At 32.4% G+C, this 12,499-nt stretch carries 14 protein-coding genes; 5 read left to right on the top strand and 9 right to left on the bottom strand.

Translation table 11 applies throughout. The annotated features are described in order from the left end of the window. Positions 1–72: 72 nt before the first annotated feature. A complete protein-coding gene (locus tag Q4517_RS07365; protein WP_303507898.1) occupies positions 73–921 on the bottom strand; it encodes an OmpA family protein in 849 nt (282 codons plus the stop codon). A 131-nt stretch (positions 922–1,052) separates the two neighbouring features. Between Q4517_RS07365 and Q4517_RS07360 the strand changes: the two genes are divergently transcribed. After that, positions 1,053–2,024: an FAD:protein FMN transferase gene (locus Q4517_RS07360; RefSeq protein WP_303507897.1), complete on the top strand. Its 972-nt coding sequence runs from the start codon at positions 1,053–1,055 to the stop codon at positions 2,022–2,024. Here the strand turns inward: Q4517_RS07360 and Q4517_RS07355 are convergent. The 7 genes from Q4517_RS07355 to Q4517_RS07325 all read right to left on the bottom strand — a co-directional run bounded on the left by Q4517_RS07355 (position 2,021) and on the right by Q4517_RS07325 (position 7,139). Next, positions 2,021–2,791, bottom strand: a complete 771-nt coding sequence (locus Q4517_RS07355) for a class I SAM-dependent methyltransferase (protein ID WP_303507896.1) — start codon at positions 2,789–2,791, stop codon at positions 2,021–2,023. The genes Q4517_RS07360 and Q4517_RS07355 overlap by 4 nt on opposite strands. Before the next feature lie 3 nt (positions 2,792–2,794). Further along, entirely contained in the window at positions 2,795–3,613 is an 819-nt protein-coding gene (gene map, locus Q4517_RS07350; protein ID WP_303507895.1) for a type I methionyl aminopeptidase, read from the bottom strand. 29 nt (positions 3,614–3,642) lie between these two features. Further along, positions 3,643–4,173, bottom strand: a complete 531-nt coding sequence (locus Q4517_RS07345) for a thioredoxin family protein (protein WP_303507894.1) — start codon at positions 4,171–4,173, stop codon at positions 3,643–3,645. Positions 4,174–4,189: 16 nt separating this feature from the next. After that, complete coding sequence (gpmI, locus tag Q4517_RS07340; protein ID WP_303507893.1) at positions 4,190–5,707, bottom strand: 2,3-bisphosphoglycerate-independent phosphoglycerate mutase; 1,518 nt, start codon at positions 5,705–5,707, stop codon at positions 4,190–4,192. Positions 5,708–5,755: 48 nt separating this feature from the next. After that, positions 5,756–6,025, bottom strand: coding sequence for a hypothetical protein (locus tag Q4517_RS07335; RefSeq protein ID WP_303507892.1), 270 nt, complete (start codon positions 6,023–6,025; stop codon positions 5,756–5,758). 10 nt (positions 6,026–6,035) lie between these two features. After that, positions 6,036–6,293 carry a hypothetical protein gene (locus Q4517_RS07330; protein WP_303507891.1) on the bottom strand — a complete coding sequence of 86 codons (258 nt, stop codon included), beginning with the start codon at positions 6,291–6,293 and terminating at the stop codon, positions 6,036–6,038. A 78-nt stretch (positions 6,294–6,371) separates the two neighbouring features. Further along, a complete protein-coding gene (locus Q4517_RS07325) occupies positions 6,372–7,139 on the bottom strand; it encodes a M48 family metalloprotease (protein WP_303507890.1) in 768 nt (255 codons plus the stop codon). Between the two features lie 115 nt (positions 7,140–7,254). Between Q4517_RS07325 and Q4517_RS07320 the strand changes: the two genes are divergently transcribed. Next, positions 7,255–9,012 (top strand): aromatic amino acid hydroxylase, encoded by a 1,758-nt coding sequence (locus tag Q4517_RS07320; RefSeq protein ID WP_303507889.1) that lies wholly within the window; start codon positions 7,255–7,257, stop codon positions 9,010–9,012. Positions 9,013–9,046: 34 nt separating this feature from the next. Beyond that, on the top strand, positions 9,047–9,328 hold the full coding sequence (locus Q4517_RS07315) for a rhodanese-like domain-containing protein (protein WP_303507888.1): 282 nt from the start codon (positions 9,047–9,049) through the stop codon (positions 9,326–9,328). 11 nt (positions 9,329–9,339) lie between these two features. Here the strand turns inward: Q4517_RS07315 and Q4517_RS07310 are convergent, their stop codons facing one another. After that, positions 9,340–10,290, bottom strand: a complete 951-nt coding sequence (locus tag Q4517_RS07310) for a GSCFA domain-containing protein (protein ID WP_303507887.1) — start codon at positions 10,288–10,290, stop codon at positions 9,340–9,342. A gap of 111 nt (positions 10,291–10,401) precedes the next feature. Here Q4517_RS07310 and Q4517_RS07305 point away from each other — a divergent pair, with 111 nt between their 5' ends. Both Q4517_RS07305 and Q4517_RS07300 read left to right on the top strand, forming a co-directional pair. Beyond that, positions 10,402–11,295, top strand: coding sequence for a MerR family transcriptional regulator (locus Q4517_RS07305; RefSeq protein WP_303507886.1), 894 nt, complete (start codon positions 10,402–10,404; stop codon positions 11,293–11,295). Positions 11,296–11,509: 214 nt separating this feature from the next. Further along, complete coding sequence (locus Q4517_RS07300) at positions 11,510–12,469, top strand: fasciclin domain-containing protein (protein ID WP_303507885.1); 960 nt, start codon at positions 11,510–11,512, stop codon at positions 12,467–12,469. The last annotated feature ends 30 nt before the right edge of the window (positions 12,470–12,499 follow it).

Raw genomic sequence — 12,499 nt, 5'->3', positions numbered from 1 at the left:
CTTTAGCTAAAATGAACTTCATAAAAAAAAGCGTGCTTCAAGCACGCTTTTTTGAAATTGTATGTTTAAAAACTATTCTACTTTTTGATCTAATAAATCAAAGAATTGATTTAACCTTGGTAAGATAATAATTTTTGTACGTCTGTTTTTAGCTTTGTTAGCAGGACTGTTATTCTCCACTAAAGGAACATAACTACTTCTACCAGCAGCAATCAACCTTTGAGGAGCTACATTGTATTTTCCTTGTAATTCACGAACAATAGCTGTAGAACGTAATACACTTAATCCCCAGTTATCTTTTAATGATGAGCCAGCACTTACAGGAGTATTATCAGTATGTCCTTCAACCATAACGTCCATTTGAGGTTGTCCGTTAACAACAGTTGCAACTTTCTCTAACACTTTAGAAGCTTTGTCGTTAATAGTATAGCTTCCGCTTTTAAATAATAACTTATCAGAAATTGAAATAAAAACTACAGTTTTTTCAACATTTACTTCAATGTCTTCGTCATCAATACCATCTTGTAGTTCTCTCTTTAAATGGAAAGCAACAACTAAATTTAATGAATCTTTTTTAGAAGCAGCTTCTCTAATTTTGTTGATGTACTTATCTTTTTTGCTTAATTGAGATAGTGTTTCTTTAATATTGTCATTAGCACCCTTAGTTAACACTGTTAAGTTTTCAACTTGTTGTAAAGTGTTTTCTTTATCTCTTTTTAGTTCTGTAACTCTAGATTCTAAAGAAAAAGCTTTGTCTTCACAGTTTTCTTTTTCAACTAAACATTTTGTTAAGTTAGCTTTTACAGCTAGTAACTCTTCTTTTGTTTGTTCGTGTTTAGCTTTTATTGCTTCTAATTCTTTTGTAGAAGCACAAGATGCTAGTAAAATTGAAGCGGTAAGGAATAAAAATACTTTTCTCATTTTATTCTGATTTTTTTTTAGATGTATTTATTAATAGTTAAGCAAATTTATAAAAATGAAGACACAAAAAAGAGAATTAACAATCTTTTATGAAGTGTGAATACATTATTTTTGTGACTAAATTTTTAAAGATGATTAAAAGGATAACGCTTTTAGTAGTTTCATTATTGTTGGTAATAGCTTGTAAGGAAGAAAAAAGACAACATATAACTAAATTGCAAGGAGCCGTTTTTGGTACTACTTATCACATAACTTATTTGAATAAGGCTGATTATCAAGAATCTATTGATAGCTTGTTTAACTTGGTCAATAAATCGTTATCAACATATATACCTACTTCTGATATCTCAAAAATTAATCAAGGAGATACAACTGTAGTAGTTGATGATATGTTTGTAGAAGTGTTTGAAAAGGCAAAGAGAATTTATAAAGAAACAGATGGTTATTTTGATCCTACCATAGGGAAATTAATCGATGCTTATGGTTTTGGTTCTGGTAAAGAAAAGAAAAGTTTAACTTCTAAAGAAATTAAAGGATTGATGGAAAATGTAGGTTTTGATAAAGTTGTTTTAAAAGATAGAAAGGTTTACAGAGAAAGTGAAAATATTGAGTTTAATGTAAATGCCTTTGCAAAAGGGTATGGGGTAGATGTGGTTGGAAGATTTTTAGAGTCGAAAAACATTCATGATTATCTAGTGGAAATAGGAGGAGAGATTAGAGCAAGGGGAACAAAGAATGGTGAACTATGGAAAGTTGCCATTGAAAAACCAAATATTGACGGAACTAGATCGGTTCAAAAAATAATAGAGTTGGATAATGAATCTATGGCAACTTCAGGTAACTATAGAAAATTTAAAGTGAATAGCGAAGGGAAAAAGATTGTACATACTATAAATGCAAAAACAGGATTGGCAGAAGAGAGTAACCTACTAAGTGTGTCAGTTCGATTAAAAGGAGACTGTGCTGATGTAGATGCGTATGCAACTGCTTTTTTAGCTATGGGATTAGAAAAAACCAAAGCATTCTTACAAGAGCATCCAGAGTTAAAAGTAGTATTACTATATCATAGTGATACGGATGAGCTAGCGGAGTATACTAACTAGTTTTTATAACATACAGGCAAAATTTCACCTTTCATTAACGCAAATCGTTCTAGTTTTTCTGGAGCGATTTTTTTTGTGTAGTCAATTTCATCAACTGTAAATCCGATAGAACGTAGTTTGTCGAAATAATCACGACCATACACACGAACATGGTCGTACTGACCAAATATTTTTGCACGCTCTTTAGGTTCGGTAATAGAATCGTCTTCAAAAGTAGTTTCTCTAGATAAATCCTGCGGAATTTGAAAAATACCAAATCCACCTACTTTCATCACACGATACAATTCTTGCATTGCTTTGGTGTCATCAGAAATATGTTCTAATACATGGTTGCAAAAAACAACATCGAAAGAGTTGTTTTCAAAAGGAAGATCGCAAATATCTGCTTTTACATCTGCAATAGGTGACTCTAAATCAGAAGTAGTGTATTCTAAGTTTTGTTGCTTTCTAAAAAGGTCTAAAAAACACTGTTCAGGAGCAATGTGTAATACTTTTAACCTTTTATCAGAAGAAAAAAAAATGCTTTCTCGCTGTAAAAAAAGCCACATCAAACGATGTCTCTCTAACGACAGTGTTGAAGGAGAAAGGGCATTTTCACGTTGAGTTCCATACCCGTAAGGTAAAAACTTCTTAAATGATTTTCCGTCAATAGGGTCTGTAAAGTTATCACCCTTTAACCACCAAGCGATAATAGGCCTTGCTAGGTAGCTGGCCTTAATTAAAATTGGTCTAGGAATAGTATTAAGTATCGTTTTGAATAAAGACACGAATTATATAACTAAAGGTTGCTGTCTAAACTCATCTTCCTCAGTACTTTCAATACCTAAAGCTTCGTATATGTATTTAAAGGTAGATAATAATTCAGGTTTACCATTAACAATAGCTACGTCGTGCTCAAAGTGAGCAGATGGTTTACCATCTAAGGTAGTAATTGTCCAACCATCACTGTGTTGACGAATTTTGTGAGTTCCCATATTAGTCATAGGCTCAATAGCAACGACCATACCTTCTATAAACTTTTTACCACGACCTCTACGTCCGTAGTTAGGCATTTCTGGATCTTCGTGCATCTTGCGCCCTAATCCGTGTCCTACCAACTCACGAACAACACCATAACCATGTTTTTCAGTAAAGTTTTGAATAGCAAAACCTACATCACCTACACGATTTCCTGTTTTAAGTTCACGAATACCTACGTATAAACTTTCTTTAGTGATGTCTAGTAATTTTTGTGTTTCAGGTTCAATTTCACCCACAGCAAACGTATAAGCATGATCTCCGTAAAAATCATTTTTTACAGCACCACAGTCAATGGAAATAATATCACCTTCTTGCAAAGGAGTGTTATTGGGAATTCCGTGAACTACTTGTGAGTTTGGGCTCATACAAAGTGTATTTGGAAAATCGTACAAGCCTAAAAAACCAGGAATAGCTCCTTGCTCACGAATAAAATCTTCGGCAAGTTTATCAAGTTGCAATGTAGTAACTCCAGGTTTTACTTCTTTGGCAAGCATACCTAAGGTTTTTGATACTACTAAAGCACTTTCGCGCATTAATTCAATTTCTTCTCTAGTTTTTGGTTTAATCATGGTAAAAATATTGAGGCGCAAATTTACAGTTATTTTTGATATGGATGTTTGTATTCTTGACCAGATAGTATTTTTAAAAAATCTTCTTCAACAGAGTTATCTTCAATAGCATGTTCTACAAAACGACCAATTTCTTTTCCGTGTTTATAAAAAATGAAGGTTGGAACACGAGTGATGTTGAATCCTTTTTCTAATCCGTCTGCTTTTTTTTGGCGATTAACCGTAACCAATTCAAGGTTTTTGTACTCGAATTCAGCTTCGTCTAAAATTTTATAAAAATTAGGGATCTCTCTTTTACTATCTCCACACCAAGTTCCCATAAAACCTTTTATTTTTATGTCTTTTAAATATGGTTTTAGCTTTTCTACGGTGCCTTTATCAGTTTCGTAATATGAATAAAAATCGTTGAACCACTCACTTCCGTAAGGTTCTTGTTGAAAATCTTTTTTGGTAGCAATACCAACTAAATTTCCATTCTTATTTTTAGTGGCAAGGTTTTTTGGTGTTGATGCGCAAGAAACAATTAATAAGGCTACAAAAAGGTATATGATTTTTTTCATCTGTTTGATTTTATTTTTAAATAAGCGAATGTTGTGTCATTTCTTTAGGTTGTTCAATACCCATTAATTTTAAAATTGTTGGAGCGACATCGCCTAAAATACCACTTTTTATTGATTTTAATTCGTTGTCAATTAAAATCATAGGAACCGGATTAGTGGTGTGTGCTGTATGTGGTGTTCCGTCTGGGTTAATCATGGTTTCACAGTTTCCGTGGTCAGCAATCAGAATAGTGGTGTAGTCGTTATCTAGTGCTGTGGTTACTACATCTTTTACACAATTATCAACAGCTTCACAAGCTTTAATAGCAGCTTCAAAAACACCTGTATGTCCTACCATATCACCATTTGCAAAGTTTAAGCAGACAAAATCTACATTTCCTTTTTGTAATTCAGGAACAATTGCACCTCGAATTTCATAGGCACTCATTTCAGGTTTCAAATCATAAGTAGCTACTTTTGGAGATGGACAAAGCAAACGTTTTTCTCCTGTAAACTCTTTTTCTCTTCCCCCAGAAAAAAAGAAAGTTACGTGCGGATACTTTTCTGTTTCTGCAATTCTTATTTGTGTTTTTCCAGCTGATTCTAGCACTTCACCTAAGGTGTTTTCAATATTTTTCCCGTCGTAAATAACATGAATGTTTTTAAAAGTATCGTCATAGCTTGTCATGGTAACAAAATATAACGGTAGTTTTTTTATGTTTAATTCAGGAAAATCTTTTTGGCTTAAAGCTTCTGTTAACTGACGACCTCTATCGGTTCTAAAATTGAAGAAAATAACAACGTCATCTTCTTTAATTATGGTTTTTGGTTGTTGATTTTCATCAACCATTACTATTGGTTTGATAAACTCATCAGTAATATTTGAATCATAGCTTTGTTGAATACTCGCTAAAGCATCTGAAGAAAAAGTTCCTTTTCCATTCACTAAAGCTTCGTAAGCAAGTTGCACACGTTCCCAACGGTTATCACGATCCATTGCATAGTAACGACCAGTAATTGTTGCCAATTTACCCGTAGTTTTTTGCATGTGTTCTTGAATATCGTTGATGAAATACTTTCCTGATTTAGGATCACAATCACGACCGTCAGTAAAAGCATGTAAATACACGTTCTTTAAATCATAGTTGTCTGCTGCTGTTAGCAAGCCTTTTAAATGTTCTATGTGCGAATGAATTCCTCCGTTAGATACCAATCCTAAAAAGTGGATGTTTTTATTGTTCGTTTTTGCGTATTCAAAAGCGTTTAGAAGTTCTTTTTCTTGTGCTAAAGTGCCTTCTTTTACAGCCTTGTTTATTTTTGCCAAGTTTTGATATACAATTCTACCAGCACCTAAATTCATGTGTCCAACTTCCGAATTTCCCATTTGCCCTTCAGGTAAACCAACATGTGTACCATCAGTTCTTAACTGGGCATGCGGAAATTTATCGTATAACGAATTTATAAATGGAGTTTTTGCGTTGTATATAGCCGATACTTTTGGATCTTGGGTAATTCCCCATCCATCTAAAATCATTAAAATTACTTTCTTGTTCATTTGTTGTGTGTTGCATTGCAAAAGTAAGAAAGATTTTTGGGGAATATTTTAGGAATTCACGAAAACAAACGCAATATATAGTAGTAGAGAGAAGATTATGAGAAAAGCAATACTGTTTTTAATAAATCGGTTTGTATTTCCTCTTAGAGTTTGTAGACGAATCTTCTTTAGTTCTTTTTTATTTGCGGATTTATTAAAATATAATTTATCACTGTTTTCTTTTTGAAAACGCTCTAGCTTGTCAAAAGCACTGATTCTTTTTCTTTTATTGTTTTTTAAACTGGTAATCATTGCTGATACCGCACCTCCGAAACTCATATGCAAATTTTTAAAAGTATATAAAGTAAATAAAAAGAACTAGAAAGAGGGTGAAAAACAAAGCTTTCTTAAGTAAAGCTTTGTTGTTTTCTTTTTTTATTTTTTCTCTAATTTTGCTAAGCTGTTTTTTAGTGGCCTTTTTGTCTGTTATCGTGTAATTATTTTGATTGTTTAATTGACCTAATTTTTTAAATGTATCAGGTTTGCTTCTTTTAAGACGTTGAACAGTTTTGTTCATTTCTGATGCTGGACCAAAACCAAAACTCATAGCAAGTAATTTTAGATTATACCAATTAATTAGCTTTAATCGGTTTTTTGTTACAAACATATTAAAAATTAACGGTTGTTACTTTTTATATTTACGAATAGCTTCTTTAATCTTTTCAATTCTGTTTTCAGGGTCAGGGTGTGTGCTTTGAAATTCAGGGACTCTATTAGGGCCAGCTGCTGCTTTTAAAATTTCCATGACCCCAATTAAGCTTTCAGGGTTATAACCAGCATCAATCATTAACTTAACACCTAATTCATCACTTTCTAGTTCATCACCACGACCGTTCTTTAACAAAGTTTGTTGTCCGATGTTATTGGCTAATTGTCCCAAATCAGCACCTACAGAAGTCCCCATGGTTAGTAATTTCCAAAAGTTAGCATCAGTAATTCGTTCATTGGAGTGTTTTCCTAATACATGGCCTATTTCATGCCCTAAAACTCCTGCTAATTGATCTTCGTTTTTTAATTGAGAAAACAGGGCATGAGTAATAAAAACCTGTCCGCCTGGTAAAGCAAAAGCATTAATAGTTTTTTCGTCTCTTAATAAATGAAAATCGAACTGATAGCCAGATTTTTTAGCTACAGTGTTGTTTATAAGTTTTGCACCAACTTTGTCTACAAGTGCTTGAGCATTTTTGTTAGGGTATAAACCTCCATGCTGTTGAGTCATTACAGGAGCTTGTTGTAGTCCGATAGCGATTTCTTGTTCTGAAGATAAGCTAACAGCTTGTGTTTTTCCTGTGTAAGGATTTACCTCTTGTTGACTGCATTTACGTAAATAAGCAAAAGCTACAATAGCTATCCCTATAAGTAAACGAGTCTTAAAACCTCCTTTAATTTTCATCAATATGTTGTTTTATTAGTCCCGAAAGTAAAAATACAAAATATATAATTTAACGGATATCAATTTTTTGTGAACTATAAAAAACTTAAATTTACACAGCAAAACAAACAACATTATGGAGCCTCACTTTGAGTTAAATGAAGTTACTAAGAAGTTACCCAAGCACTTACATAAATTTGTGGTACAACAGCCATATAATGAATATACGGCTCAAAACCAAGCTGTATGGCGTTATGTGATGCGTATGAATGTAGATTATTTAGGAAAAGTAGCACATGATTCGTATTTAGAAGGGCTGAAAAAAACAGGTATTTCAGTAGAGAAAATTCCTCATATGCAAGGAATGAACCGTATTTTAAAAGAAATAGGTTGGGCAGCAGTATCTGTTGATGGTTTTATACCACCAAATGCTTTTATGGAGTTCCAAGCATACAACGTGTTAGTGATTGCGTCTGACATGCGTACTATAGATCATATTGAATATACGCCTGCTCCTGATATTATTCATGAAGCAGCAGGGCATGCACCAATTATCGCAAATCCAGAGTACGCTGAATATTTAAGGCGTTTTGGAGAAATAGGAGCAAAAGCAATTTCTTCTGCAAAAGATTATGAAATGTATGAAGCTATTCGTTTGTTATCTATTTTAAAAGAAGATCCTAACTCTACTCAAAAAGATATTGATGAAGCGCAAGAAAAAGTGGAGTGGTTACAAGATAATATGGGTGAGCTTTCTGAAATGGCTCAAATAAGAAACTTACACTGGTGGACGGTTGAGTATGGATTGATTGGAACTCTTGAAAACCCCAAAATTTATGGAGCAGGATTGCTATCTTCTATCGGAGAAAGTAAGTGGTGTATGAAAAATGAGGTAGAAAAAGTTCCGTATACATTAGATGCTGCCAACGTAAGTTTTGATATTACTAAGCCGCAACCTCAATTGTTTGTTACGCCAGATTTTGCTCACTTGAGTTTGGTGTTGGAACAGTTTGCTAATAAAATGGCAATACGAACAGGGGGATTAAAAGGGATAGAAAAACTAATAGACTCTAAAAATTTAGGAACTATTGAGTTGAGTACTGGTATTCAGATATCGGGTGTTTTTACAAATGTAATAACAGAAGAGAATAACAAAGCTATTTATGTGCAAACGACAGGTCCTACTGCGTTAGCAAATAGAGATAAAGAATTAATAGGTCACGGGATTACTTATCATGCAGAAGGTTTTGGAAGTCCGATAGGGAAGTTAAAAGGAATTAATATTCCGATAGAAAATATGAGTCCGCGTGATTTGAAGGCTTATGGAATTTATGAAGGAGAGCAAGTTACGTTAGAGTTTGAAGGAGGAATAAAAGTAGTAGGAGAAGTTATTACTGGAACTAGAGATTTACGTGGTAGAATTTTACTAATTTCTTTTAAAAACTGTACTGTAACTCATGGTGACACATTGTTATTTCACCCAGATTGGGGAATTTATGATATGGCGGTTGGAGTTGAGATAGTATCAGCTTTTGCTGGATCAGCAGATGTGGTTTCTTTTGGAGATGTAGGAAAAGTATCGGAAACTAAAACACACAAAATTCAGTACTCTGAATCAGATAAAAGGTTATATAGTTTGTATGACAAAGTAAGAGAGATAAGAGAAAATGGCATGGTTTCTGAGGAAAAAATTCAGGAAATTTTTAAAGAAGTAAACACGCAGTTTAAAAACGATTGGTTATTGCCATTAGAGTTGTTAGAGTTAGCTGTGCTAAACAATTTTTCAATAAAAGAAACGTTACGTGAATACATTGAAAATATGAAAAGTAACAAGAGTTACACTACGTTAATTGAAAACGGTTTACTTTTGTTGGAAAATTACCAAGAAGTATAAAATGGGATTATTTAATTTATTTAGAAAGAAAAATATGAGTAACGAAATACAGGAATATTTAGCTAAAGGAGCGGTTGTATTAGATGTAAGAACTTTAGCAGAATGGAATGAAGGGCATAGCGAAGGGGCTAAGCATATTGTGTTAGCTACGATTCCTACAAATGTAGAGGAGATTAAATCGTGGAACAAACCAGTAATTGCAGTATGTAGAAGTGGTGGTAGAAGCGGACAAGCAGCCGAGTTTTTAGAAAATCATGGAATAGATGTAATTAATGGAGGCCCTTGGCAAAATGTAGATCAATTTTTAGTAAAATAAATACATAAAGATTAAAAGTTTATAAAAGGAAATGCTTGTAAAAGTGTTTCTTTTTTTTGTTGCAGCTTTTTTAAAAATGATTGATGTGCTTCTGAACTAGGATTAAAAGGCTTATGATTTAGGCCTCTTTGAATGGTTTCAATTTCTTGCATAGTTTGGTTAGATTTTTCTGTAATCCAAACCTCTTTAAATTTTTCCCAGATATAATTTATAGCGGTTTTGTTTGGGTGGATCATGTCTTCATTATAAAAACGATAGTCACGTAACTCATCCATCATAATCTCATATGAAGGGAAATAATAAAAATTGTTTCTAGGTTCTACTACTTGATGTATGGCAGAAAGTAAATGTGCTTTACTACGTTGATTTTCTATAAAGCCATCTTTTAAATGTCGTACAGGTGATACTGTGTAAATAATAGTAATATTTTTATTTATTGACTTAACTAAAGAATTAATAGCTTTCATACTCTCTGAGATTTCTTCAACAGTTAATAATTCTTTTGAAAATTTTTTTTGCGGAATTTTATGACAATTGGCAACTAAAATATCTGAAGTAATTTCTCGATAAACCCAAGCAGTACCTAAAGTGATAATAAGATGTGTGGCGTTTCTTAGTTGCTGAAAAGTTTGTTGGATTAATGAGTTTAAGTTGTTTAATAACTCATCCTTGTCAGAAGTACTTAAGCTAGAGTGTGCTTCAAAAGAGTGCCAGCGTTCATTGTGAAAAAAAATATCTTTGTCAGTATATTCTTCTTTGTTCAATGTTTTTGTAATTAAGTTTTCAATTGCTTTAGGGTGGAATAAAATACCAAAAGGATTTTGTTTTGATTGAAACTTATAATAGTTCAGTATGTTGCCAATATTTTCAGAAAAACAAGAACCAAGTAAAAGTAGTTTTGACTGATAATTAATTTGATTATGCTTTTGTTTAGTAAGTGGTATTTGCGTTTGAAGATTCATAAATTTTAAGAAAAATAACAATCAAAAATAAGTATAAAATCTTCATAAGAAGTGATGTAGATTTGTAATTCGTTAAAATTTGTATATTTGTTCAAAAGAATTTAAAATAAATTGAACAATATTAAATCGACATTCACGATTAAAGACCTTGAAAATATTTCAGGAATAAAAGCTCATACGATACGAATTTGGGAAAAACGCTATAATTTGTTATCGCCAGAGAGAACGGATACCAATATTCGTTATTATTCTTCAGAGAATTTACAAAAATTGCTAAATGTTGTACTGTTGAATAAAAACAATATTAAGATTTCTAAAATAGCAGAAATGTCTGATGATACAGTTGTTTTAAAAGCCAGAGAGCTAGCTTTTAAAATGGCTGTAAATGATGAAGCAATAAATTCTTTTAAGTTAGCAATGTTTCAATTTGATAAAACATTATTTAACAATGCTTATAATAGATTGCTTAAAAGAAAAACGTTTAGAGAGATCTTTAAGGATGTTTTTGTGCCTTTTTTAAATCATATAGGTCTGTTGTGGCAAACAGATACATTGTTGCCTGCTCATGAGCACTTTATTTCTAACTTAATAGTGCAGAAAATTCAAATTAATATAGAGAAATTAGAGTATTCTAATAGTAATTCAGAAGTGAGCTATGTGTTGTTTTTGCCTGAAAATGAAATTCATGAACTAGGGTTGATGTATTTGAATTACGAGCTTATATTAAGGGGGTACAATACAATTTATTTAGGACAAAGCTTACCTTTAGATAACTTAGATTGTTTTTTTAAAAGTAAAGAGAAGGTCTGTTTCATTACTTCTATGACTGTTCAACCGTATGATGATAAGGTAGAGGAATATTTTTCAGAAATTGAGGAGGTGCTTGAAAATACAAATCACGAATTGATAGCAATAGGGAATAAAGCTATGGCAGTTGATAATGTTGATTTTAAAGCGAAAATAACAGTGTATTCTTCGTTAAAAGTATTCCTAAATAAACTCTAATTTTTTTTGAATTATTTTATTTTGTTTATTTTTTATTTGTTTTTATTAAACAAAAAATGTAATTTTGACTAATGTTTTGATTTTCAAGACATATTTTTTTAATAAAACTTATTTTGTTTAATGTTTTTTGTTTAAAAATAAACAAAGTCTATCGAGGCTGAAAAATAGACTATAAAAATAAAAAGAGTAAGCATTAATTTTAAAGTGTATAATTATGAAAGTAAAAAATTTAACTTCTGTGTTTTTTTTGGGGCTGTTTTTAAGTTTTGGTTTGTTAACATCGTGTAGCGATGATGACGATCCAGTGGTAGAAAAGCCCAAAACCATAGTTGATGTGGCAGTTGCAGATTCCAATTTAAGTATTCTTGTTTCTGCTTTACAAAAGGCTGATTTAGTATCTGCTTTACAAGCCGAAGGATCTTTTACGGTTTTTGCGCCTACAAACGCAGCGTTTCAAGTGTTGTTAGATAGTAATGACTCATGGAGTTCTTTAGATGATATTCCGGCAGAAACATTAAAATCAGTGTTGTTATTTCATGTGATAAGTGGAGAAGTAAAAGCAGCTGATTTATCCAATACGTATGTAAATACGTTGTCTACAGGTCCAAACGATGAGATGTTGTCATTGCAAGTGGAAGTTGATGGAGCTGTAGAATTTAATGGAGATTCAAAACCAATTGCAACAGATATTATGGCTTCAAATGGGGTTATACATACAATAGATAAAGTAATGTTGCCAGCTAATGTAGTGACTTTAGCATTAAATAACAGTGGTTTTACCTCTTTGGTTGCAGCTTTAACAGATAACCGCCATGCTACTGATTTTGTTTCTTTATTAAGTCAAGAAGGACCATATACAATATTTGCTCCGACAAATGCAGCATTTCAAGCATTGTTAGATAGTAACGATTCTTGGAATTCGTTAGCAGATATTCCGATAGGAACCATAGAAGCGGTTTTAAAATATCATGTATTTGCAGGAGGGAATGTGCAGTCAGACGAATTAAGCGATAATCAAGAAATCACAATGTTTGATGGTAATGTGGTTACAGTTGATTTATCAAGTGGAGCAAAATTAGATACAAGTTCAGGACAGTCTGTTGTAATTTCATTGACCGATGTACAAGGAACGAATGGGGTAATTCATGTAGTAGATAGTGTTCTTTTGCCTTAGTTAAGGTGTTAAGTTGTTGACTATAAACGA

The sequence above is a fragment of the Tenacibaculum sp. 1_MG-2023 genome (genome assembly GCF_030547425.1).
Classification (GTDB): domain Bacteria; phylum Bacteroidota; class Bacteroidia; order Flavobacteriales; family Flavobacteriaceae; genus Polaribacter.
Note: the sequence above shows the minus strand (reverse complement) of the source record. Positions and strands in the feature narration are given on the sequence as shown.